Here is a 21,836-nt window from a genome sequence, read left to right on the forward strand (position 1 = left end):
TTCGTTGTCAGAAGCTTTGTTTGTAGACCTGGCTCACATCGCCGTTCCAAGACCCGTGATAGAGATCGAGCAGGCGCTGCGCCGGGACCTTGCCGCTCGCGACGATCTCGTCGAGGGTCTCGAGGAAACCGGTCTCGTTGTCGCCCGAAGTGTTGAGCCGCGCGCGCGCCGAAAGACCGCTGCGCGCGATCGCGAGCACTTCCTTTGCAAGGTCCTGCAGCCGCCCGCCGCCGGGCAGCGCCGCGTCGAGCGCCTGTTTGGGCACCGCATTGCGCAAGGTCTCGCGTTCCTCGACGCTCCAGTCCTTGACCAGGTCCCAGGCCGCATCGAGCGCGGATTGCTCGTAGAGCAGCCCGACCCAGAAGGCCGGCAGCGCGCAGATGCGGTTCCACGGGCCGCCATCGGCACCGCGCATCTCGAGGAAGCTCTTGAGCCGGACCTCGGGAAAGGCGGTCGAGAGGTGATCCCACCAGTCCGCCTCGCGTGGCAGTTCGCCCGGCAGCGCGGGCAGTTCGCCCTTGAGGAAGTCGCGAAAGCTCATCCCCGCCGCGTCGATATATTTGCCGTCGCGGAAGACGAAATACATCGGCACGTCGAGCATGTAGTCGACCCAGCGCTCGTAGCCGAAATCCTCATCGAACACGAAGGGGAGCATCCCGGTGCGCTGCGGGTCGGTGTCCGACCAGATATGGCTGCGATAGGAGAGGTAGCCGTTGGGCTTGCCCTCGGTGAAAGGCGAATTGGCGAATAGCGCGGTGGCCAGCGGCTGGAGCGCGAGCCCGGTGCGGAACTTCTTCGCCATGTCGGCTTCGGAGGAATAGTCGAGATTGACCTGGATGGTGCAGGTGCGCAGCATCATGTCGAGCCCCATCGTGCCGACCCGCGGCATGTGGCGCATCATGATCTCGTAGCGGCCCTTGGGCATCACCGGCAACTCGGCGCGGGTCTTGTCGGGCCACATCCCCAGACCGAGGAAACCGACCCCGCAGCGTTCGCCGATGGCCTTGACCTGTTCGAGATGGCGTCCGGTTTCGGCGCAGGTTTCGTGGAGGTTTTCCAGCGGCGCGCCCGAGAGTTCGAGCTGGCCGGCGGGTTCGAGGCTGACGGCACCGTCCACGCCGCGCATCGCGATGACCTTGCCGTTCTCCTCGACCGGCTCCCAGCCGAATTCCTGCATGCTCAGCAGGATGTCGCGGATGCCGCCATCTTCGTCATAGGAGGGAGCGCGGTGATCCGATCGGTGGAAGACGAGCTTTTCATGCTCGGTGCCGATCCGCCAGTCGGCTTTCGGCTTCTCGCCATTGGCCAGCGGCGCGACCAGCTGGTCGCGGCTTTCGATGATGGGATCTTCGTCTTCGGAAGCCTTGCGGGTACTCATGAGTCGCGCGTTAGGCAGTCCCCCTGCGACGCGCCAGCCCTTTATTCGCCCCGGTTCGGATGATTGTCCCGATCACTCCAATCGCCCGCCTGCGCCATCCAGATCGCCAGCGAGGCCAGCGAGGCGGTCTCGGCGCGCAGGATACGGGGGCCAAGCGAGACGGGGACGGCCTGCGGGAGCGCGCGGATCGCGGTGCGCTCCTGGTCGTCGAAACCGCCTTCGGGGCCGATCAGGAACCCGGCGCAGGCGGACGCGGTGTTGCCGATCGCTTCGGCTAGCGGCGTGCCGCCGTTTTCGTCGGCGAAATAGAGCGTGCGGGTTTCGGGCCAGGCCGCGAGCAGCGCCTCGAGCTTTGCCGGCGCCTCGAGCTCGGGGAGCGCGGTGCGCGCGCATTGCTCGGCGGCCTCGGTGACGATGGCGCGCGCGCGCTCGGGGTTGAGCTTGTCGGCGACGCAGCGGCGGGTCACCACCGGGGCGATTCGTGCGACACCGAGCTCGGTCGCCTTCTCCAGAACCTCGTCGAAGCGGTCCTTCTTGATCAGCGCCGGGCACAGCCAGACATCGGGGACCGCCTCGCGCTGCCGAAGCAGGTCGACGGCTTCGAGCGTTACGCTGCGCTTGCCCGCCTCGACCACGCGCGCGGCCCATTCACCGGTTACATCGTCGCACAGCACCACCGCATCGCCCGCGCCCACGCGCATGACCCGCGAGAGGTAATGCGCCTGCGGCCCCTCGATCGTGACTGGCGCGCCGGGGTGCAGCGGATCGGCGACGAACAGGCGCGGCGCGCTCTTCGGGGGCCAGGCGGGGGTTGCGGGCATGTCGTTTCCTCTAACGTCATTCCCGCGAAAGCGGGAATCCCGCTGCTTTTCAACCGTCGCGCCGAAGAAAGCGGGGCCCCCGCCTTCGCGGGGCCGAGCAAATTGGCTACGGCATTGCGCTATGAGCGAAAACATCGTCCCCGACAGCGAGCATCGCGGGCTGGTCGCGCGGCTGCCGCAAGTGCCGCGTGATCTCGCGCAGCTGGCGCGTTTCGACCGGCCGATCGGCTGGTGGCTACTGTTCTGGCCGTGCGTCTGGGGCGTCTGGCTGGCTGGCGCGGGCTGGCAACTGGTGTTGCTGGCCTGGCTGCTGCTTGGCGCGATCGCAATGCGTGGGGCGGGCTGCGTCTACAATGACATCGTCGATGCCGATCTCGACCGGCAGGTGGCACGCACCGCCGCGCGCCCGGTGGCGAGCGGGCGGGTGTCCAGGAAGGTCGCCTGGCTTTGGCTGCTGTCGCTGTGCGCGGTCGGGCTGTTGGTGCTGCTCCAACTTGGTTCGCTCGCTCAGGTCGTCGCGCTGGCGAGCCTCGCCATGGTCGCCGCCTATCCCTTCATGAAGCGGATCACCTGGTGGCCGCAGGCCTGGCTCGGGCTGGTGTTCAGCTGGGGATTGCTGGTCGGCTGGACGCAGTTGCGCGCGGACAATTGGGATGCGCTCGCGGCGTTCTATGGCGGCGCGGTGCTGTGGGTGGTGGGCTACGACACGATCTACGCTCTGCAGGACCGCGAGGACGACGCGCTGGTGGGTATCCGCTCGAGCGCGCTGCGGCTGGGCGCGAGCGTCAAGCCGGGGGTGGCGCTGTTCTACGCCGGGGCGGTGGCGCTGTGGGCGCTCGGCTTCTGGCTGCTGCGCGCGGATTGGCTGGCGCTGCTGGCGCTGCTGCCCGCCGCCGGGCATCTGGCGTGGCAGGTGGTGACGCTCGATCCGCAGGACCCCGCCAATCCGCTTGAGCGCTTCCGCTCGAACCGCTGGGCCGGGGCGGTGGTCGCGGCGGCCTGCTTCGTCGTCGGGAATGCGTGAGGCCGGGCGATGTGCAATCTCTACCGGATGACCAAGAACAAGGCCGAGGTCGCAGCATGGTTCGATGCCGTCGACTCGCTCGGTGGCGCCAATTTCGTCGACGAGGTCTTTCCCGGCTATCCCGGTCTGGTGGTGGCGGAGGGAAATTTGCGCAGCATGGTCTGGGGCTTCCCGCTGCAGCGCAAGGGCAAGACAGGCCAGCCGCTCAAGCCCAAGCCGGTCAACAACGCGCGCACCGACAAGCTCGACGGCTTCTTCTGGCGCCAGTCTTTCGAACAGCGGCGCTGCCTGATCCCGCTAACCGCCTGGGCCGAGGCGGAAGGGCCTGCGGGCGGAAAGACCCGCAGCTGGATGAACGTGCCAGGCGAGGAGCTCTTCGCGGTGGCGGGAATCTGGCGCCCGAGCGACGAATGGGGGGCGGTCTATTCGATGGTCATGACGGATTCCGAAGGGCCCGCCGCAGCGGTTCATTCGCGGATGCCGGTGCTGCTGGCGCGCGATGACTACGCGTTGTGGACCGCGGGAGCGCCCGAGGAGGCAAGGGCGCTGTGCACCGCTTGGAGGGGCGACCTCGCGATCGACCGGACCGGCGAGCCCTGGTCAGGCCGTGGACAAGTCGCGCTGCTGTAACCCGCGCCGCTTGAGCGAATCGCGTTGTGCTGCCTAGCCTGACGTCATGACGGACACCTTCACCGCGCTTTCCGACCCCACCCGCCGCAAGCTGCTCGACCGGCTGAGCGAGGCGGGCGGGCTGACGCTGGGGCAATTGGGTGAGGGCCTGCCGATGACGCGGCAGGCGGTGGCCAAGCATCTCGCCGTGCTCGAGGCCGCCGAACTGGTCGCCAGCCACCGCGACGGGCGCTGCAAGCGGCACTATCTCAACCCGATGCCGCTGGCCAAACTGGCGCGGCGCTGGCTGGGGCAATTCGAGACGGTGCCGCTTGGCGCGCTGGCCGGCTATCAGGTCCCGGTCGCGGGGTCTCGTGTGGAAGCTTCGGCTTCGTAACTCACGATCTCGAATTCGATCCCGTCCCAGTCGAAGATATAGAACCGCCGCCCGGGTTCGTAATCGTCATGGCCGAAGGGCTCGAGCCCATGCGCCTTCACCACCTCTTCGGCCGCATCGAGATCGTCGACCACGAAGGCGATATGGTTGAGCGGCTGGCCCTTGGTGTATTCGCCGCGCACATGCTCACCGGTGTAGAGCGCGAGGTAGCAGTCCTTGTTGCCGACATGGACGGATCGACCGTGTTTGAGCGAAGGACCGCGCCAGCGTTCCTCCCAACCGAGCATGGCGATGAGCAGCGCGGCGCTCCGGTCGGGGTCGGTGACCGAGATATTGGCGTGTTCGAGATAACCCATGGGCATCGGCATTCTCCCTGGATGCGAGCCGCACCGTGCGGCCACTTCGGAAACGATGCCCATACCGATACGACCTCAAGCTAACTTGAGGTCAAGCTTTAAATGCGCTAGTGCCGAAATCCATGAACGCAACCGACCTCCTTTCGATCGGCCAGCTGGCGCGCCGCACCGGCCTCTCGGTCTCAGCGATCCGTTTCTACGAGGACAAGGGTCTGATCGAGCCGCTGCGAACCGCGGGCAACCAGCGCCGCTTCCTGCGCAGCGACATCCGCCGGCTGAGCTTCATCCTGATCGTCCAGCGTCTGGGGCTCTCGCTCGAGGAAATCGGCGAACATCTGCGCGCTCTGCCCAAGGGGCGGACTCCAAGCAGTTTCGACTGGTGGAAAATCAGCGAGGCGATCCGCGGCGGTCTCGACCGGCGGATCGCGCAATTGCAGGCGGTGCGCGACAATCTCGACGGTTGCATCGGCTGCGGCTGTCTCAGCCTCAAGACCTGCAAGCTCTATAATCCCGATGACGTTGCGGCGCAGGGTGGCCCCGGGCCGCGTATCCTGCGTTAGCCGGGGGTCAGTCCTCGGAGCCGAGCTCGGGCCCAAGCTCTGGATCGAGGTCGCGCGGACGGGTGAAATGCACCAGCGTGCCGCAGCCCTCTCGGATATCCGCCCAATCCTCGATTTCGAGCTCGAACACCGCGAAACTGGCGGTGGGAAACTTGGCCTTGGCTTCGTCGAACAGGTCGTTCTCATTGCCTGGTGCGACCAGCTGGAGGATCATATCTGCGAGGCCCGGATTGTGGCCCGCGAGCAGCAATGCATCGCCATCGCCACCAGATTCGCGGATCACCTCGCAGATCGTCTCGGTAGTGGCGAGATAGAGCCTTCGGTCCCATTGCGGTTCGAGTTCGGGCAGCGCTTCGGCGAGCGTCATCTTCACCCGCTCGGCGGGGCTCGCGACCAGCCGGTCCCATCCGGTCCCCTGCGCGCGGATATGCTTGCCCATCAGCCGCGCCCCGCGTTTGCCGCGCGCGTTGAGCCCGCGATCGAAATCGCGTTTGTCCGAATCCGACCAGTCGGACTTGGCGTGGCGGATGAGCCCGAGAGTCTTCACTGCGTGTCCGCCTGTTCCTGTGCCGCGCCGATATCGGCTTGCGCTCCAACACCTTGCGCGACCCGCTGTAAAGCCTCTTCGAGTGTCAGCCGTATGACCGGCGCGCCGGGGGGGAAGGCCGACAGCAGCCTGGTGGGGAATGCTGCGGAGAGCACCACGAAATGCCCCGAATCCTCGCGGCTGCGGATCAACCGCCCGAAGGCTTGCGCGAGGCGGGAGCGGATGATCCTGTCGTCGAAACCCTTGGCGCCGCCCGGTTCGCCCGCCGCCGCGGCGCGGCGCGCGCGGTGGAGGATGGTCGGGCGCGGCCAGGGCGTGCTTTCCATCACCACGCAGCGCAAGGACCGGCCCGGGACATCGACCCCGTCGCGCAGGGCATCGGTGCCCAGCAGGCTGGCGCGCGGATCGTCGCGGAAGATATCGGTCAGCGTGCCGGTGTCGATCGGGTCGACATGCTGCGCATACAGCGGCAGGCCTGCGCGGGCGAGCCGGTCGGCGATCCGGCCATGGACCGCGCGCATCCGCCGGATCGCGGTGAACAGCCCCAGCACCCCGCCATCCGATGCCTCGATCAGCCGCGAATAGGCGCCCGCCAGCGCCGCGATGTCGCCGCGCTTGATATCGGTGACGATCAGCACCTCGGCGCGGCTGGCATAGTCGAACGGGCTGTCGGACTGCGCGGTTTGCGGCACGAGATCGAGATGCGGCGCCCCGCTGCGCGCGATCGCTCCGGGCCAGTCGGGACCGCTTTCGTCGCGATCGGTCAGCGTGGCACTGGTCAGCATCACCCCGTGCGCCGGTTCGAGCACCACCTTTGCAAAGGGTTTCATCGGGTCGAGCCAGTGGCGGTGGATGCCCACGTCGAACTCGCGCGCATCGCTGCGATCGACTGCCAGCCAGTCGACGAAATCGGGGTCCGCCGGGCCGCCGAGCCGTGCAAGCAGCGCTTCCCAGGCGGCGAGCAGGTCGATCCGCCAGGCGAGCGAATGGCGCGCGCCCTCGATCCGCGCGCGGCCCTGGCCGTCCAGCCAGTCGGGTGCGTCCTCGAGCACCGCCTCCAGCCGTCCGCCCAGCTTGAGCAAGGGCTGGCGGATCGCGGCGAGCGCCTGCGCCGCCACTCCCGCCGCCTCGACCAGTTCGCCGGGCAGTTGCGCGGTTTCGGTCTCGATGCCGTAGCCCGCCTCCTGACCGCTTTCGTCGCGCGCATAGGTGGTGGTGCGGACCTGCGCGAGCAGCGCCTCGACTGGCCCTGCGGGCATGGCCTCGGCCAGCCGCCCGAGCCACCCTTCGGATGGCAGCGCCTGCGCCGCCTCGACCGCGGCCTCGATCGCCTCGCCTCCGGCCTCGTCGTAGCTCGCGACATCTGCCAGTCGCGCCGCCAGCCCGCGCCGCCGCCCGCGGCTGGTTCGTTCCGGGCCGACGATCCAGCGGCGCAGCTCGATCGCCTCGTTCCCGGTCAGCCCGGCAGCAAAGATCGAATCGGCGGCGTCGAAGACATGATGGCCCTCGTCGAATACTATCCGCGTCGGTCGGCCCGAGATATCGCGCCCGCGCGCGGCGTTGACCATCACCAGCGCATGGTTGGCGATCACCAGATCGGCTTGCGCCGCGGCGCGCGCGCTGCGCTCGATGAAGCATTTGCGGTAATGCGGGCAGCCGGCATAGATGCATTCGCCGCGCTGGTCGGTCAGCGCCGCGATCCCGCGCTTGCGGAACAGCGTGCCAAGCCATCCGGGTAGATCGCCACCGATCACGTCGCCATCGCTGCTGTAGGCGGCCCAGCGCGCCACGAGCTGCGCCAGCACTGCGGGGCGACCGCTGAAGCCGCCCTGAAGCGCATCCTCGAGATTGAGCAGGCACAGGTAATTTTCGCGCCCCTTGCGCACCACCACCGGCGGCGATCCGTCGGGGCGGGCTCCGGGCCAGGCGCGGGAGCTTTCCTGGCGCAATTGGCGCTGGAGGTTCTTGGTATAGGTCGAGACCCACACCGTCCCGCCCGAACGCTCGGCCCAGAGCGAGGCGGGGGCGAGATAGCCCAGCGTCTTGCCGATCCCGGTCCCGGCCTGCGCCAGCAGGACATGCGGGCGCTTGTTCTTGTCGCGCGGGGCGAAGATGCTCCCGGCGCCGCGCGAGAACTGGCGCTGCCCCTCGCGCCGCTCCGCGCCTTCGCCGGTCAGCCGCTCGAGCTGGCCCTCGACCTCGAGCTCGTCGAGAAGGACCTGCTGCGGCTGCGGGCGTTCGGGCGCTTCCTCCCATTCGGGCAGCCGCGCGAACAGCCATTTCTCGGCGCGTTCGGGCTGGCGGATATGGGGGGCAAGCACCTGCGCCCAGGGCCAGCGCAGCCGCGCCAGCGACTGGAGCGAGGACCATGCCCCCTCGCGCTCGGCCCAGTCCGCGCTTTCGCACATCTCGACCAGCGCGGCGCCCGCGCGCTGGAGCAGCAGCGGCACCGCATCGTCGCTGGTGGGTTCCTCGAGTCCCAGCGCATGGGCGATCCCCTTGGGGGTCGGCACGCAGAATTTGGCTGGATGGACGAAGGCGAACAGCTCGAGCAGGTCGAGCCCCGAGAGGTCGGGATAACCCAGCCGGCTCGCAACCAGCGGCGCGTTGAGAACCAGCAGCGGGGTATCCGCCGCCGCCATCACCGCCTCGCCCTTCGAACAGCCGCGTGTGGCGCCGCCCGCAACCTGCGGCGCATCGCGCAGCCAGGTCCCGGCATGGCTGGCATGCAGCGCGGGAAGGGGGAGGGTATTCGCCATGGGCGCAAACGCTATGGAAATGGCAGAACGAAAAGTAAACACGCCCAGCCCGGATTGGGCTCAGAAGAACAGGATGATCCCCAAGCACGAGGCGATGCCCACGATGATGTTCATCGGCACCCCGATCTTGACGAAATCGATGAAGCGGTAATTCGCCGCGCCATAGGCGAGCGTGTTGGTCTGGTAGCCGATCGGCGTGGCGAAGCTGGCGCTGGCGCCGAACATCACCGCCACGATCAAGGGACGCGGATCGATGCCCAGGGTGCCTGCCAGCGCGATGACGATCGGCGTCATGATCACCGCGATGGCATTGTTGGTCACTGCCTCGGTGAGGACGCTGGTGATCGCATATACTCCGAACAGCAGCAGAATCGGCGAGGCACCGCGCAGCAACGGTTCGATTTCGGCGACCAGAAGTTCGACGGTGCCCGCGTTCTGCAGCCCGATCCCGAAGGCGATCATCGCGAAGATCAGCACCAGCGTGTTGCCATCGATCGAGCGCCAGGCCTCTTCGGGTTCGATGCAGCGCGACACCAGAACCAGCGCCACACCCACCAGCGCGAGCGCGACGATCGGCAGATCGAACAACGCCGCGCCGAGCACCACCAGCGCGAGGGTGCCAATGGCGATGGGGGCCTTGGTGCGGCGAAAAGCGGCGGTCTCCGCGACCTCGACATCGGTCAGGTCGATATTAGACTGAAGCGACTGGATGGAATCGCCGCTCCCTGCGATCAGTAGCCGATCGCCCGCGCGCACTCTGGCGCTGGACAGGTCGGGTCCGGCGAGATGCCGTGGTCGGGCGAGGCCCAGAACGCGGACCCGAAGCTTGGAGAGCAACGGTATTTCTGCCAGCCGACGCCCGATGATCGGATGGGTCGAGGACACCACCGCCTCGATCAGCTTGAGGTCGCGCGGGCGGTCCTTCCCCGAGGTCGCGACCCCGCCGCCCACGCCGGTCAGCCCGACGCGGAAATCGATCGCCTCGGCCAGCGACGTCAGTTCGGCAGGGCTCGCAGCGACGATCAGCCGGTCGCCGCCCGCCAGGACGAGCGCCCCGACATTGCTGCGGATTGTGTCCGCCCCGCGCATCACCCCGACGATCCGCACCCCCGGTCGCCGGGAAAGCGCGGTCCGGCCGACTTCCTGCCCGACGAGCGCGCTCTCGCGGTTGAGTTCGAGCGTCGAGAGATAGGCTTCGCTCTCCGTGAGCGCCTCGCCGGCTTCCTCTTCGCGGTTTGGCAACAGCAGCGGGCCCAGGATCACCAGCGTAAGGAACCCGGCGGTGGCGGTGACAAGCCCGACACCGGTGATCTCGAAAATGCCGAAAGCAGCCTGACCCTGTTCGCGCGCAACCCCGTCGACGAGGAGATTGGTCGAGGTTCCGATAAGGGTCATCGTGCCGCCGAGGATCGAAATGTAGGACAACGGGATCATGAACCTGGTCGCCGTCAGCTTCATCACCCGGGCCAGCCGCTTCATGATCGGGATCATCACGATCACCACCGGGGTGTTGTTCATGAAGGCCGAGGCGACGAAAGTACCGGCACCGATTTCGGCGATAGCGAGCCGGGGCTTGCGCAGGGTCCGCCGGATGATGATGCCCGAGATTTCCTCCAGCGCACCGGTGCGCAGCAAGGCTCCGCTGAGGACGAACATCGCCCCGATGGTGATCGGTGCGTTGTTGCTGAAGGCCGAGATGATATCGTCGGGCGGCAGGAAACCCAGCACCATCATCAGGATCGCGCCCGCCACCGCCACGGTGACCGGCGGGCGGCGCTCGATCGCGAAAGCGACGAACAGAGCGATGAGAAGGAGCAGCCCGACGAGCGGCGCCGCGCCCGGCGCGACAGCAAAGAAAAGTGGTTCCACGCGCCGGTCCGATCGTTCGGTGCGGCCGCGAATGGCTGGCCGATGCGATATTATGGGGCGTGTCCGCTTGCAATCCTAGCGGGAAAACGCAATTCGCCCCGTCATGAGCGAACCCACATTGATCGAAGCCGCCCGCGTATCCAAGGCCTGGCCGTTCCAGGAGGCGCAGCGGCTGCTCAAGCGCTATCCCGCAGGCACCAAGCCGGACGGCTCTCCGGTGCTGTTCGAGACCGGCTACGGTCCCTCGGGCTTGCCGCATATCGGCACCTTCCAGGAAGTGTTGCGGACCACGCTGGTGCGCCGCGCCTTCGAGGCGATGATCGGTGCCAAGCCGGAAGACGGCAAGACGCGGCTGGTGGCCTTTTCGGACGACATGGATGGCCTGCGCAAGGTGCCCGACAACGTCCCAAATAGGGCGCTGCTCGAAGCGAACCTGCACAAGCCGCTGAGCCGCATCCCCGACCCTTTCGGTGCCGACGAAGGCGGCGGCCACGCCAGCTTCGCGGATCACAACAACACGCGGCTGCGCGAATTCCTCGATCGTTTCGGTTTCGATTACGAGTTCGTCGCTTCGAGCGAGAGCTACAATTCCGGCGCTTTCGACGATGCGCTGCGCAACGTCCTGCGCCGCAATCAGGCGATCCTCGACATCATGCTCCCGACCTTGCGCGAAGAACGGCGGCAGACCTATTCGCCGGTGCTGCCGATCAGCCCGACGAGCGGGAAGGTGCTGCAGGTCCCGGTGGAAATCGTCGATGCCGAGGCCGGGACTATCCGCTTCACAGATGAGGACGGCAGCGTGATCGAGCAATCCGCGCTCGGTGGCCGCGCCAAGCTCCAGTGGAAGGTCGACTGGGCGATGCGCTGGGTCGCGCTGGGCGTGGATTACGAAATGTATGGCAAGGATCTGACCGACAGCGGCGTGCAATCGGGCAAGATTGCGCAGGTGCTCGGTGGCCGCAAGCCCGAGGGGCTGATCTACGAGCTGTTCCTCGACGCCAATGGCGAGAAGATTTCCAAGTCCAAGGGCAACGGCCTGACGATCGAGGAATGGCTGACCTTTGGCAGCGAGGAGAGCCTCGGCTTCTACATCTTCCCCAATCCCAAGAGCGCCAAGCAATTGCACGTCGATGTGATCCCGCGCGCGGTCGACGATTACTGGCAGTTCCGCGAACGGATTGCCGAACAACAGCTGGACAAGCAGCTGGGCAATCCGGCGTGGCACCTGCTGCGCGTCAATGGTGGCTGGAAGGATTCCGAAGCCCCGGGCGCGGGCGAAAGCCTCCCGGTGACCTATGGTCTGCTGCTCAACCTCGTCGGCGTGCTGGGCGCGCAGGCGGACCGCGAGCAGGTGTGGTCCTATCTGGGTAATTACATCGCCGATCCCGATCCGGCCAGGCACCCCGAACTCGACACGCTTGTCGGGACCGCGCTGGCCTACAATCGCGACTTCATCGCCCCGACGCTGGTCAAGCGCACACCCGAGGCCAACGAGGCCGCGGCGCTGCAGGCGCTCGACGAAGAACTGGCGAAGTGCGGTCCGGAGGCGACCGCCGAGGAGATCCAGACGCTGGTCTACGAGATCGGCAAGGACGAGCGCTATGGGTTCGACAGCCTGCGCGACTGGTTCCGGGCGCTCTACGAGACTTTGCTGGGCTCGGCGCAGGGGCCGCGCATGGGCAGCTTCATCGCGCTCTACGGTATCGCCAACAGCCGCGCGCTGATCGCCGAAGCGCTGGCGCGCAAAGCCTAGGAGCTCAGGTCCATTTGCGCGTCCGGTACCATTTGGTCAGGACGTATTTCTCGCCGCTGATCACCGGGGTGCCGGCGTGGAGCGTGGCCTCGTTGGGGGTGCCGTCGGGCAGCGCATTGTTCCAGATCAGCAGCACGCCCGGTTTGGGCTCGATCGAGGCGCCGATCTCGCTGAAATGCGTGTGGCCGCCCTCGGCCACCGAATTGAGGAATGCCATCGCGGTCCAGCTGCGCTGGCCGCCGCGCTTGCGCTCGCCGGCCCAGTATTTCTCGCCGGTGTAGAACCAGTCGTTGTGCGGCTTGAACTCCTGCCCCGGCAGATAGCGTTGCCCCTGGATCGTTTCGCCGCATTTGGAATTGATCCCGAGCAGGTCGTCGATCCGCCGCGAGATTCCCAGGACGAAGGGATCGTGGGCATCGAAATTGCCCGAATAGGAGGTGCGAAAGCCGCTGGCATAGGCTTCCTCGTGCAGCGAGCTTGGCCGGGCGACGACATCTATCATCCGCACGAAACGCTGGCATTCCGCCGCCGAGAGGAAATTGCCGACCGCGAAAATCTCGGCCTTGTCGGTTGGCACCTGGTAGATTTCGGGATCGCCGGTCAGCCGCTTGCGCACGGTCTCGCCGATCCGTTTCAACGCGTCCTGGTCGGGAATGATCTGTTTGGTCGCCATGCAGGCTAATTAGCAAGTGGGCCGCTGGCTGCAAGGGACCGTCTTGCGCCATTGCCAATGCACGTTAAACCTCACGCAATCCGAGGAGGACCGGGATCATGAGCTTGTCAGACACCGCCACCTACACAGGCACCGCCCGCCGCTATTCGACCGGGGCGATGATTTTCCACTGGCTGATTGCGATCGCGGTGATCGTAAACTGGCGCATCGCCGAAGCCGCCGAAAATGCCACCCGCGCCGATGCCATGCAATATTTCGCCAATCACAAGGCGATCGGAATCCTGATCCTGCTGCTGACGCTGGGCCGGCTGGTCTGGCGCTGGACCCATCCCGTGCCGCCGTTCCCATCCGATCTGGCGCGCTGGGAAAAGGTGCTGGCGCGCAGCGTGCACATCGTCTTCTATGTGCTGCTGATCGGCCTGCCGCTCGGCGGCTGGCTCGCCAATTCCTTCAGTGGCCGCACGGTCGAGATGTTCGGCGCCTTCACCATCCCGGCGCTGCCGGTGGGCGAGAACGAGGATCTGGGCGACACGATCTTCGACGCGCATGCGCTGGGCGGGCAGATCTTCGTCTATTTGATCGGCCTCCATATTCTCGGCGCGCTCAAGCACACTTTCTTCGATCGCAACGGCGGTATTTTCCGGATGCTGCCTTTCGGGAAGATCCCGGGCTGAGCGCAATAAAAAACCCCCGCCGATCGCTCGGCGGGGGTCTCGGTGGCCTGCCGACCCGATCGGGTCATGGCAGGCAGGCTTAATAGCGGGATTACCAGAAGAAATCGTAAATCACGTCGACGACTTCGCCCGAGTAGATATCCACCAGCAGCACATCGTCGTAATAGCGGACCCAGCGATAGGGGCCGTAGACCTCGGGCAGGCGATAGCGCCACGGATCGTTGATCTGGTAGCGCGAACCGAAGAACACGCTGCCAAGGCTGATCCCGATGCTCAACCGGCTGTAGCGGTGGTTGCGGTAGGGCGAATAATAACGCCCCGGCCGGAACAGGCTGCGGTTGGATGCGCGATAGCCCTGCCAGTTGTAGCGCTGGCTGCGGCGCCAGTCCTGACGGTCCCAGCGGCGGTAGTCGTGCCAGCGGCGCCCGTCATGATAGCGTGCCTGGCGGCTGGAATGCGCAGAGTCGCGTTGTCCGTCGCGGTAGGCCCGGCGGGTGTCGCGGCGGTCTTCGCGCCGATCGACCCGGCGACCGTCGCGATAACCTTCGCGCTCGCCGGCCCTGTAAGCCTGGCGGGTATCGCGGCGGTCCTGCCGCGTATCGCGGCGGTCCTGCCGCGTGTCGCGGCGGTCCTGCCGCGTATCGGCCTGTCGACCGGCGCGATACGCCGCGCGGGTATCCCTACCCCTCACGGCTTGCTGGCTATCCTGCTGTTGACGGGCCTGCTGCCGTGCCGCCTGCTGCTGGCTGCGCGCGAGAGCAGCATCGCTCGGCGCGGCACGACCCGAGTCGTTGCGGCCGACGGTGCCGCGGCGAAAGTCTTCGCGCGGACTCTGGCTACGCGCCTGAGAACGTGCAGCCTCGCGGGCCTCGCGCATATCCGCCCGAGCAGGCTGGCGTTCGGGAGCGGCGCGTTGCACGCGTTCGGGCCGCGCCGCCTGCCGCGCTTCGCGGATTTGCTGGCGCGCCTCGCGGCGCTCCCCGCGCTGGGGCCGATCGCCACGAGGCTGGTCGCGGTCCTGCGCGATTGCAGCCGCGGCTACGGTTTCACTGGCCTCGGCAGGTTCGGGCGACGCTGCGAACAGCATGGCCAGGGATAGTGCGCCGAACGCGGAGCCCTTGAGAAGATCTGTCAGTATCATGGAGCGTGTCTCCGTCCCTGTTGCCGCTCCACCAGCCGCGGCGTGTTGAATTCAGATGTCAGTAGCGCCCTTGTAGCACGAAGGACTGACCGCTGACTGAACCGCAGTGACTGCCTTCTGTTAATGTTGAGGGTTGGTAATATGAATATCGAGACGGAGTGCCCAAGCTGCAATCAGCGCGTAAGTTTCTTGTAGGCCAGCCTTGTGGGCCGATCCGCTGCGTCACCCAGTCGGCGGCGCTTGTCTTCCTCGTAGGCCTCGAAATTGCCTTCGAACCATTCGACATGGCTGTTCCCCTCGAAGGCGAGGATATGTGTCGCCAGCCGGTCGAGGAAGAAGCGATCGTGCGAGATCACCACCGCGCAGCCGGCGAAGTTCTCGATCGCGTCTTCCAGCGCACCCAGCGTTTCGACATCGAGATCGTTGGTCGGTTCGTCCAACAGCAGCACATTGCCGCCTTGCTTGAGCATCTTGGCCATGTGGACCCGGTTGCGTTCGCCGCCCGAGAGCTTGCCGACGTTCTTCTGCTGGTCGCCGCCCTTGAAGTTGAACGCGCCGACATAGGCGCGGGTTGAGGCGTCGTGGCCGTTGACCTTCATGTAGTCGTGGCCGTCGGAGATTTCCTCCCAGACGTTGTTCTTGGGATTGAGGTCGCCGCGGCTCTGGTCGACGAAACCGAGGTGGACGGTCTCGCCGATCTCGACGGTACCGCTGTCGGGGGTTTCCTTGCCCGTGAGGATCTTGAACAGCGTGGACTTGCCCGCACCATTGGGGCCGATCACGCCGACGATGCCGCCCGGAGGCAGCATGAAGGAGAGGTTTTCGAACAACAGCTTGTCGCCGTAGGCCTTGGTGATGTTCTTGGCCTCGATCACCTTGCTGCCGAGCCGTTCGGGCACCTGGATCACGATCTGCGCCTTGCCAGGCTTGCGCTGGCTTTGCGCTTCCTGGAGCTCTTCGAACTTGCGGATACGCGCCTTGCTCTTGGTCTGCCGAGCGGCGGGGGTCTGGCGGATCCACTGAAGCTCTTCCTTGAGCGCCTTGGAACGTCCGGATTCCTCGCGGTCTTCCTGGTCGAGGCGCTTGGCCTTCTTTTCCAGATAGGTCGAGTAATTGCCTTCGTAGGGAAAGTACGACCCGCGATCGAGCTCGAGGATCCACTCCACCACATTGTCGAGGAAGTAGCGGTCATGGGTGATCATCAGCACCGCGCCGGCGTATTCCTTGAGGTGGTTTTCCAGCCATTCGACGCTTTCGGCATCGAGGTGGTTGGTCGGCTCGTCGAGCAGCAGGATATCGGGCTTCTGGATCAGCAGCCGGGTCAGCGCCACGCGGCGCTTCTCGCCGCCCGAAAGCGTTTCCACGCTCATGTCGCCGGGCGGGCAGCGCAGGGCCTCCATCGCGATCTCGAGCTGGTTGTCGAGCGTCCAGCCATCGACCGCGTCGATCTTGGTCTGGAGTTCACTCATCTCGTCGCCGAGCTTCTCGAAGTCTGCGTCGGGTTCGGCCATTTCGGCCGAGATTGCGTTGAAGCGCTCGACCAGATCGGCGGTTTCCTTCGCGCCTTGCTTGACGTTCTCGAGCACAGTCTTGGTCGGGTCGAGCTCGGGCTCCTGCTCGAGATAGCCGACGGTGACGTTCTCGCCCGGCCAAGCCTCGCCGCTGATGTCGGTGTCGATCCCGGCCATGATCTTGATCAGCGTGGATTTGCCCGCGCCGTTGGGGCCGACGATACCGATCTTGGCGCCGCGATAGAACTGCAGATTGATGTTGGCGAGCACCGGCTTGGGGGCACCGGGGAAGGTCTTGGTCATGTCCTTCATGACATAGGCGTATTGCGCGGCCATCGGGCGGGTCCTTCGGGTAACGAGAATAGGGGAAATTTCAGCACGCGAGATAGGCGCTGGCGGCCCTGCGGGCAAGCCGGGGGTCGAAACGCGGGGGTCGCGGGCACAATAGGCCTTGGCATCGGCCAAGGGAATGCTAGCAGTCGCGGCCATGAGAACCCTCCTGATTGCGCTCGCCGCCGCTTCCGCCCTCCCGTCCATCGCCATGGCCCAGACCATGGGAACCGCCGAATCGCCCGCGCTGGGCCAGGCTGAAGAGGCGCTCGAAAGCGACACCGTCGCCTGGGACTTCGTCGAGGGCATCACCACCGAGGTCGGCCCGCGCATGCCCGGCACCGAAGCCGAGGCGCGGGCGCGCGACTGGGCGATGACCTGGCTGCGCGCCGAGGGCTTCGCCAATGTCGCCAACGAACCCTTCATGATGCAGACCTGGGTGCGCGGCGAGGAAACCGCGCGCATCACCGCGCCCTTCGTCCAGCCGATGCACATCGCCGCGCTGGGCAACAGCGGCACCACCGGTCCGGACGGACTGACCGCCGAAGTCGTCTATTTCCCCAGCTATGCCGACCTTGTCGCCGCACCCGCAGGCAGCCTGGCGGGCAAGATCGCCTTCATCAGCCACGACATGCGGCCCACGCAGGATGGCTCGGGCTATGGCTTCGCCGGCCCGGCACGCTGGACCGGCCCGGCGCTCGCCGCGAGCAAGGGCGCTGCCGCCACCGTGATCCGCTCGATCGGGACCGACAACCAGCGCGTCAGCCACACCGGCAACACCACGTTTCCCGAAGGCGTGACCCCGATTCCTTCGGGCGCGCTGTCCAATCCCGACTCCGACAATCTTGAGCGCGTGTTCGCGCGCGCCGAAGGTCGCCCGGTAACGATGGAACTGCTGATGACCCCGCGCTTCATCGGTGAGACCGAGAGCGGCAATGTCGTGGGCGAAATCACCGGGCGCGAACCCTCGCTCCCGCCGGTGCTGCTCGCCTGCCATCTCGACAGCTGGGACAATGGCACCGGCGCCTTCGACGATGGCGCTGGCTGCGGCATCATCGCCGCGGCGGCCAAGCATGTCGCCGAATACGGCCAGCCGCTGCGCACCATCCGCGTCCTGTTTGCCGGGGCGGAAGAAACCGGTCTGTGGGGCTCGCGCGCCTATGCTGCGGCGCATGCCGAGGAGCCGGTCTTTGTCGGTCTCGAAAGCGATTTCGGTGCGGACCGCGTCTGGCGGCTGGAGACCAATTTCACCGCCAGCGACCCCGACCTCTATCGTCATCTGGCGCAGGCCGTGGCCCGCTTCGGGGTCGGACCCTCGACCAATGTCGCCACGGGTGGTGCCGACCTCAATCTGGTCCGCGAACAGGGCGGGCCGCTGATCGATTTGCAGCAGGACGGCACGCGTTACTTCGACCTCCACCACACCGAGAACGACACGCTCGACAAGATCGATCCGGTGCAATTGCGCCAGAACGTCGCGGTGTGGACCGCGGTGGTGGGTGTGCTCGCCAACCACCGTCCGGCGATCATGCAAGGCGAATAGGCGAGCCGGTCAGGCGGGGAAGCTACGCGCGGTCAACCGTCTGACCTGCACCGCCTGGAACAGGGCCCGCGCCGCGAGGAATACGGCGAAAGACAGCCACAGGCCGTCATTGCCCAGCGGCCAGGTCAGCCACAGCAAAACGGCGTAAAGCGCTGACGCGCCGATCATCGAGCCGAGCAGCGCGCGCGTCCAGCTCGCGCCGACGAACACGCCATCGTAAACGAAGGCGGCAAACCCCGCGACCGGGATCACCGCCAGCCAGATCGCGTGTTGCCGCCCCATTTGCGCGATCTCGGGGGTGGCGGCGAAACTGTCGATCACCGGCCCTGCGAACAGCGCGAACAGCGCCGACAGCACCAGCGCCACGCCAAGCCCGCGCCACAGCAGCGCGCCGATATAGCGAGTGAAGCCCTCGCGATCGCGCGCGCCGAGCCGCTCGCCATTGAGCACCTGTGCGGCGTTCTCGAACCCGTCGAGCAGGAGCGCGGTGACCACGAAGAGCTGGTAGAAGATGCCGTTGGCCGCGAGCGAAACCACGCCGCGCTCGGCGCTCAGCCGGGTGAGCGCCGCCAGCGCCACCATCAGCACGAGCGTGCGCAGGAACAGGTCGCGATTGACCGAGAGGAAAGGGCGCAGCTCGGCCCAGCGCAGATTTCCGCGCTCCAGCAGCGCGCTCCGCAGCGTCTTGCCCGAGGCCCCGGCGAGGATGAATACGGCGACGGCCGCCAGCTTGGCCACTTCGGCGATGAAGCTCGACCAGCCGATGCCGGCGATGCCCCAGTCGAGACCCAGCGCCAGCCAGGCGCCCAATGCGAGGTTGAGCAGGTTGTAACCCACCTCGAACGCCAGCACCGCGCGCATTTGCCGCCGCCCGACGAGGAAACCTACCAGCGCGAAATTGGCCATCACCGCGGGCGCGCTCCAATAGCGGATTTCGGCATAGACACGCGCAGCGCCCAGCACCTCGCCCTCGGCGCCAAGCACCGCCAACAGCGCGGGCAGCAGCAACGGCTTGGCCGCCAGCAGCGCGCACGCGATCGCCAGCCCCACCGCCAATCCGCGCATCAGAACTGCGGCCTGTTCCTGCGCCCCCCGACGCGTGCCCGCCTGCGCCACGAGCCCGGTGGTCCCGGTCTTGAGGAAGTTCATCACCACGAACAGCATCGCGAACAGTCGCGCGCCGATATCGACCGCGCCCTGCGTCGGCGCATCGGCCAGCCGCCCGACGATCCACATATCGCCCACGCCGATCATTGCCGTCGCAACATTGGTCGCCATCGCCGGCAGCGCGATCGCCCAGATGGCGCGGTATTCGAGCGGTGTTGCGGGGGTGCCGGGCTTGGCCATTCAGATAATTTCCCCCGCCGTCAGCATCCTTGCGCGCCTATCGCCCGGCGCACAACTCGGCGCAACGCTTCAGTCGAGAAACCGCTCGGTCAGCGAGCGGACATCCACGCGCGCCTTGAGCCGGGCGGCGAGCAGCGCGGTGCCGCTGATCTTGCGCTGGGCGAAGAGGATGTCGGTCGGGGGCAGGTGCCAGCTGGCCTTGTCGGCGGCAATTTCCATGCCTTCATCGCGCAGCGCTCCGACGAAGCGACGATCGCCGAAATCGAACGGGCCCGGGCGGTTGAGCTCGCCCGCGATTACCTCGATCATCCGGTCGACCCGGCCGCCGTGGCGGGCAATCGCCGCCTCGCCGACGAAGCCCGCCGCGACCGCCGCCTCGCGGATGGCCACGCGGTCGTCCGAGAGCCCGGCCTCCAGCAGCCCGCGATAGCCGGCCACGGTCGCCGGATCGATCGGGCGCGCGGCACCGAAATCGAGCAGCACCAGCCGCCCGGTGTCGGGCTGGTAGCGGTAATTGGCGAAATTGGGATCGGTCTGCATCACCCCGAATTCGAACAGTTCGCGCAGCACCAAAGTGATCAGCCGGCGTATCAATTCATCGCGGGTTTCCTGCGGTGCGGTCTCGAGCGATTCGATCGGCTGGCCGGGGAGAAAGGTCATCGCCAGCACCCGGTCGGTGGTGAATTCGCGGTCGAGCTCGGGCACCACGACATCGGGCGTATCGGCGAGCAATTCGCCGAACAGCGTCATCTGCGCGCCCTCACGCTCGTAATCGGCTTCCTCGGCTAGCTGGCGCTTGGCCTCGGCGAGCAGCGGGGCGATGTCGATTTCGCGCGGCATCAGGCCCGACATGCGCAGCAGCGTCGCGACATTGTCGACATCGGCATCGATGCTTTCGCGTACGCCGGGATATTGCACCTTGATCGCCAGTTCGCGCCCGTCGTGGGTCAGCGCGCGATGGACCTGGCCGATCGAGGCGGCGGCTATCGGGCGCGGCTCGAACCGCGCAAAGCGGCTGCGCCAGTCCTTGCCCCAATGCTGCGCGAGGACGCGGTTGAGCTGGGCGGGGGGCATGTGGTGGGCGTTCTCGCGCAGCCGACCCATGATCTGCGACAGTTCGGCGGGGAGCATGTCGCCCGCGTCGAGCGAGATCATCTGCCCCAGCTTCATTGCCGCACCGCGCAAGTGCGACAGGCGCTCGACGGCGCCGTTGATGTTGCCAGGGGTGAGCAGCATGTCGCGCATCCGCGGACGTTCGCCCTCTGCCAGCCGCCGCGCGCCTTCGGCCAGCATCCCGCCCGCGACTCCGCCGGCCAGCCGTCCGAAATGGCCCAGCCGCGACAGCCGTCCGCGCGGGACCCGGCGCCCGTTTCCCTTGTAGGATTCGTCGCTCAAGCGATCACCAGAAGCGGCTACCGGGCACGCCCTTGAACGGCCCGGCGAGCTTGCTCGTGATCCAGCCGCCGTAGAATTCGCCCGGCTGCGGCGTCACCGTCTCGCCGTCGACGCTGCAGCGATCGAACGGTGCGGCATAGAACGCGACATGATCGCGCAACATTGCGAACGGGGCGGTCGGGCTGGGGTAGCTCCAGCCGACTTTCGGGATCACGACGTCGCCGATCACCACATCCCAATAGGCCGCAGCGCCCTTCCACTCGCAGAAGGAACTGCCCGCGGCGCGGCGCAGCACGCCGGGGGCGATATCCGCAGGGGGGATGTAATAGCTGGGCGGGTGGCTGGTCTCGAGCGTGCGGATGGCTGCTTTGGTGCTGGCGACGATCGTGCCCGCATGCTCGATGATGATGCGCGCGCTCGTAGCTTCGGCAATCGCGGGCCGTGGATAAGCCCAGACGCTTTCCTGCCCGGGGCCCGCTGGATCAGGGCGCGGCTTCACGCTTGCCGGCTCGACGATGCGCCGATCACCGTGCTGCCGTGGTCCTGCCGTTGAGCGATCCGCCCGAGGCGGCAGGCGTGGACGCATCCGGAGCCAGACCGATCGCGGGTTCGTAATCCTCGCTGCGCAGCGTGAGCATATAGGCGACCAGATCGTCGATCCGCTCTGCCGGAATTTCGAAATACATTTCGCGCGGATAATCGTGCGAGGTGTTCAGCCACTGAGTGAGCGATTCCCTGGTTACGCCGGGCGCGTTCGCGACGGCTTCGAAGCTCGGTGCGGTCGGCACAGGAGATGTCTGCAACCGCTCCACCGCATGGCAATCGGCGCAGCGGTCCTGTGCGAAGTTCAGCCCGCGCAATTCGGGCGTTTTGCCCTCCGCCGCAGCCGTTCCGACGGTGCCGATGGCTTCGCCACCCGCCGGGGTCATCTCGCAGGCGCTGAGAAGCACGGCGAGGACGAGGATGGCGGCTGTCTTCATGGGGGGAGCATAGGACCCTAACAGGCAAAATGACAACCCAATCGGACTGCGATCCTAACGCGCAGATCTGCGAAGGAGCGTCGGGAACTCAGCGCCTGCGCTGCTTCCAGGAGGGCCGAGGAGCGGTTTCCGGTGCGGCGGAAGGCCAACACCGGCCCTTTTACCCTGG

General features: G+C 66.6%; 20 protein-coding genes. 7 read left to right on the forward strand and 13 right to left on the reverse strand.

The genetic code is table 11. From position 1 onward, the window contains the following. Positions 1-7: 7 nt before the first annotated feature. On the reverse strand, positions 8-1,378 hold the full coding sequence (locus tag ACWIKC_RS04390; protein ID WP_454598912.1) for a glutamate--cysteine ligase: 1,371 nt from the start codon (positions 1,376-1,378) through the stop codon (positions 8-10). A 41-nt stretch (positions 1,379-1,419) separates the two neighbouring features. Continuing rightward, a complete protein-coding gene (locus ACWIKC_RS04395; protein ID WP_454598913.1) occupies positions 1,420-2,199 on the reverse strand; it encodes a 16S rRNA (uracil(1498)-N(3))-methyltransferase in 780 nt (259 codons plus the stop codon). Positions 2,200-2,320: 121 nt separating this feature from the next. Here ACWIKC_RS04395 and ubiA point away from each other — a divergent pair, with 121 nt between their 5' ends. From ubiA to ACWIKC_RS04410, 3 genes are read left to right on the forward strand one after another with little or no spacing between them, the layout of a single operon-like run. Continuing rightward, positions 2,321-3,223, forward strand: coding sequence for a 4-hydroxybenzoate octaprenyltransferase (gene ubiA / locus ACWIKC_RS04400; protein WP_454598914.1), 903 nt, complete (start codon positions 2,321-2,323; stop codon positions 3,221-3,223). Positions 3,224-3,232: 9 nt separating this feature from the next. Beyond that, entirely contained in the window at positions 3,233-3,853 is a 621-nt protein-coding gene (locus ACWIKC_RS04405; RefSeq protein ID WP_454598915.1) for an SOS response-associated peptidase, read from the forward strand. A gap of 46 nt (positions 3,854-3,899) precedes the next feature. Then, entirely contained in the window at positions 3,900-4,229 is a 330-nt protein-coding gene (locus ACWIKC_RS04410; RefSeq protein ID WP_454598916.1) for an ArsR/SmtB family transcription factor, read from the forward strand. Here the strand turns inward: ACWIKC_RS04410 and ACWIKC_RS04415 are convergent. After that, positions 4,184-4,591 carry a VOC family protein gene (locus tag ACWIKC_RS04415; RefSeq protein ID WP_454598917.1) on the reverse strand — a complete coding sequence of 136 codons (408 nt, stop codon included), beginning with the start codon at positions 4,589-4,591 and terminating at the stop codon, positions 4,184-4,186. The two genes, ACWIKC_RS04410 and ACWIKC_RS04415, sit on opposite strands and share 46 nt — an antisense overlap. A 116-nt stretch (positions 4,592-4,707) precedes the next feature. On the opposite strand from ACWIKC_RS04415, the gene soxR reads away from it, so the two are divergent. Next, positions 4,708-5,145 carry a redox-sensitive transcriptional activator SoxR gene (gene soxR, locus ACWIKC_RS04420; protein ID WP_454598918.1) on the forward strand — a complete coding sequence of 146 codons (438 nt, stop codon included), beginning with the start codon at positions 4,708-4,710 and terminating at the stop codon, positions 5,143-5,145. A 7-nt stretch (positions 5,146-5,152) separates the two neighbouring features. Here the strand turns inward: soxR and ACWIKC_RS04425 are convergent, their stop codons facing one another. From ACWIKC_RS04425 to ACWIKC_RS04435, 3 genes are read right to left on the reverse strand one after another with little or no spacing between them, the layout of a single operon-like run. Next, positions 5,153-5,692 (reverse strand): SixA phosphatase family protein, encoded by a 540-nt coding sequence (locus ACWIKC_RS04425; RefSeq protein ID WP_454598919.1) that lies wholly within the window; start codon positions 5,690-5,692, stop codon positions 5,153-5,155. After that, positions 5,689-8,451 (reverse strand): ATP-dependent DNA helicase, encoded by a 2,763-nt coding sequence (locus ACWIKC_RS04430; protein WP_454598920.1) that lies wholly within the window; start codon positions 8,449-8,451, stop codon positions 5,689-5,691. The genes ACWIKC_RS04425 and ACWIKC_RS04430 overlap by 4 nt, the downstream gene beginning before the upstream one ends. Positions 8,452-8,511: 60 nt before the next feature. Beyond that, on the reverse strand, positions 8,512-10,320 hold the full coding sequence (locus ACWIKC_RS04435) for an SLC13 family permease (RefSeq protein WP_454598921.1): 1,809 nt from the start codon (positions 10,318-10,320) through the stop codon (positions 8,512-8,514). A gap of 103 nt (positions 10,321-10,423) precedes the next feature. Here ACWIKC_RS04435 and ACWIKC_RS04440 point away from each other — a divergent pair, with 103 nt between their 5' ends. After that, positions 10,424-12,073: a lysine--tRNA ligase gene (locus ACWIKC_RS04440; RefSeq protein ID WP_454598922.1), complete on the forward strand. Its 1,650-nt coding sequence runs from the start codon at positions 10,424-10,426 to the stop codon at positions 12,071-12,073. A gap of 4 nt (positions 12,074-12,077) precedes the next feature. On the opposite strand, the gene ACWIKC_RS04445 is transcribed toward ACWIKC_RS04440, so the two are convergent. Continuing rightward, a complete protein-coding gene (locus tag ACWIKC_RS04445; RefSeq protein ID WP_454598923.1) occupies positions 12,078-12,746 on the reverse strand; it encodes a 2OG-Fe(II) oxygenase in 669 nt (222 codons plus the stop codon). Positions 12,747-12,844: 98 nt separating this feature from the next. Here ACWIKC_RS04445 and ACWIKC_RS04450 point away from each other — a divergent pair, with 98 nt between their 5' ends. Continuing rightward, on the forward strand, positions 12,845-13,420 hold the full coding sequence (locus ACWIKC_RS04450) for a cytochrome b (RefSeq protein ID WP_454598924.1): 576 nt from the start codon (positions 12,845-12,847) through the stop codon (positions 13,418-13,420). 91 nt (positions 13,421-13,511) lie between these two features. On the opposite strand, the gene ACWIKC_RS04455 is transcribed toward ACWIKC_RS04450, so the two are convergent. Both ACWIKC_RS04455 and ettA read right to left on the reverse strand, forming a co-directional pair. Continuing rightward, a complete protein-coding gene (locus tag ACWIKC_RS04455; RefSeq protein WP_454598925.1) occupies positions 13,512-14,561 on the reverse strand; it encodes an RcnB family protein in 1,050 nt (349 codons plus the stop codon). Between the two features lie 173 nt (positions 14,562-14,734). Then, positions 14,735-16,408, reverse strand: a complete 1,674-nt coding sequence (ettA, locus tag ACWIKC_RS04460; RefSeq protein WP_454598926.1) for an energy-dependent translational throttle protein EttA — start codon at positions 16,406-16,408, stop codon at positions 14,735-14,737. 151 nt (positions 16,409-16,559) lie between these two features. On the opposite strand from ettA, the gene ACWIKC_RS04465 reads away from it, so the two are divergent. Continuing rightward, positions 16,560-17,945 carry a M20/M25/M40 family metallo-hydrolase gene (locus ACWIKC_RS04465; protein ID WP_454598927.1) on the forward strand — a complete coding sequence of 462 codons (1,386 nt, stop codon included), beginning with the start codon at positions 16,560-16,562 and terminating at the stop codon, positions 17,943-17,945. 9 nt (positions 17,946-17,954) lie between these two features. On the opposite strand, the gene ACWIKC_RS04470 is transcribed toward ACWIKC_RS04465, so the two are convergent. The 4 genes from ACWIKC_RS04470 to ACWIKC_RS04485 form a co-directional block, all read right to left on the reverse strand. Then, positions 17,955-19,292 carry an MATE family efflux transporter gene (locus tag ACWIKC_RS04470; protein ID WP_454598928.1) on the reverse strand — a complete coding sequence of 446 codons (1,338 nt, stop codon included), beginning with the start codon at positions 19,290-19,292 and terminating at the stop codon, positions 17,955-17,957. Between the two features lie 69 nt (positions 19,293-19,361). Next, entirely contained in the window at positions 19,362-20,687 is a 1,326-nt protein-coding gene (locus ACWIKC_RS04475) for an ABC1 kinase family protein (RefSeq protein ID WP_454598929.1), read from the reverse strand. Between the two features lie 4 nt (positions 20,688-20,691). Continuing rightward, on the reverse strand, positions 20,692-21,186 hold the full coding sequence (locus ACWIKC_RS04480; RefSeq protein WP_454598930.1) for a DUF427 domain-containing protein: 495 nt from the start codon (positions 21,184-21,186) through the stop codon (positions 20,692-20,694). Positions 21,187-21,211: 25 nt separating this feature from the next. Continuing rightward, entirely contained in the window at positions 21,212-21,667 is a 456-nt protein-coding gene (locus ACWIKC_RS04485) for a c-type cytochrome (protein WP_454598931.1), read from the reverse strand. Between the last annotated feature and the right edge of the window lie 169 nt (positions 21,668-21,836).

Source organism: Qipengyuania sp. SM2507, from assembly GCF_053714505.1.

What these genes read in the sequence shown, in the direction of transcription:
- ACWIKC_RS04390 (WP_454598912.1), bottom strand. Translation starts at nt 1,378, where the DNA reads ATGAGTACCCGCAAGGCTTCCGAAGACGAAGATCCCATCATCGAAAGC.
- ACWIKC_RS04395 (WP_454598913.1), bottom strand. Translation starts at nt 2,199, where the DNA reads ATGCCCGCAACCCCCGCCTGGCCCCCGAAGAGCGCGCCGCGCCTGTTC.
- ubiA (WP_454598914.1), top strand. Translation starts at nt 2,321, where the DNA reads ATGAGCGAAAACATCGTCCCCGACAGCGAGCATCGCGGGCTGGTCGCG.
- ACWIKC_RS04405 (WP_454598915.1), top strand. Translation starts at nt 3,233, where the DNA reads ATGTGCAATCTCTACCGGATGACCAAGAACAAGGCCGAGGTCGCAGCA.
- ACWIKC_RS04410 (WP_454598916.1), top strand. Translation starts at nt 3,900, where the DNA reads ATGACGGACACCTTCACCGCGCTTTCCGACCCCACCCGCCGCAAGCTG.
- ACWIKC_RS04415 (WP_454598917.1), bottom strand. Translation starts at nt 4,591, where the DNA reads ATGCCCATGGGTTATCTCGAACACGCCAATATCTCGGTCACCGACCCC.
- soxR (WP_454598918.1), top strand. Translation starts at nt 4,708, where the DNA reads ATGAACGCAACCGACCTCCTTTCGATCGGCCAGCTGGCGCGCCGCACC.
- ACWIKC_RS04430 (WP_454598920.1), bottom strand. Translation starts at nt 8,451, where the DNA reads ATGGCGAATACCCTCCCCCTTCCCGCGCTGCATGCCAGCCATGCCGGG.
- ACWIKC_RS04440 (WP_454598922.1), top strand. Translation starts at nt 10,424, where the DNA reads ATGAGCGAACCCACATTGATCGAAGCCGCCCGCGTATCCAAGGCCTGG.
- ACWIKC_RS04445 (WP_454598923.1), bottom strand. Translation starts at nt 12,746, where the DNA reads ATGGCGACCAAACAGATCATTCCCGACCAGGACGCGTTGAAACGGATC.
- ACWIKC_RS04450 (WP_454598924.1), top strand. Translation starts at nt 12,845, where the DNA reads ATGAGCTTGTCAGACACCGCCACCTACACAGGCACCGCCCGCCGCTAT.
- ACWIKC_RS04455 (WP_454598925.1), bottom strand. Translation starts at nt 14,561, where the DNA reads ATGATACTGACAGATCTTCTCAAGGGCTCCGCGTTCGGCGCACTATCC.
- ettA (WP_454598926.1), bottom strand. Translation starts at nt 16,408, where the DNA reads ATGGCCGCGCAATACGCCTATGTCATGAAGGACATGACCAAGACCTTC.
- ACWIKC_RS04465 (WP_454598927.1), top strand. Translation starts at nt 16,560, where the DNA reads ATGAGAACCCTCCTGATTGCGCTCGCCGCCGCTTCCGCCCTCCCGTCC.
- ACWIKC_RS04470 (WP_454598928.1), bottom strand. Translation starts at nt 19,292, where the DNA reads ATGGCCAAGCCCGGCACCCCCGCAACACCGCTCGAATACCGCGCCATC.
- ACWIKC_RS04485 (WP_454598931.1), bottom strand. Translation starts at nt 21,667, where the DNA reads ATGAAGACAGCCGCCATCCTCGTCCTCGCCGTGCTTCTCAGCGCCTGC.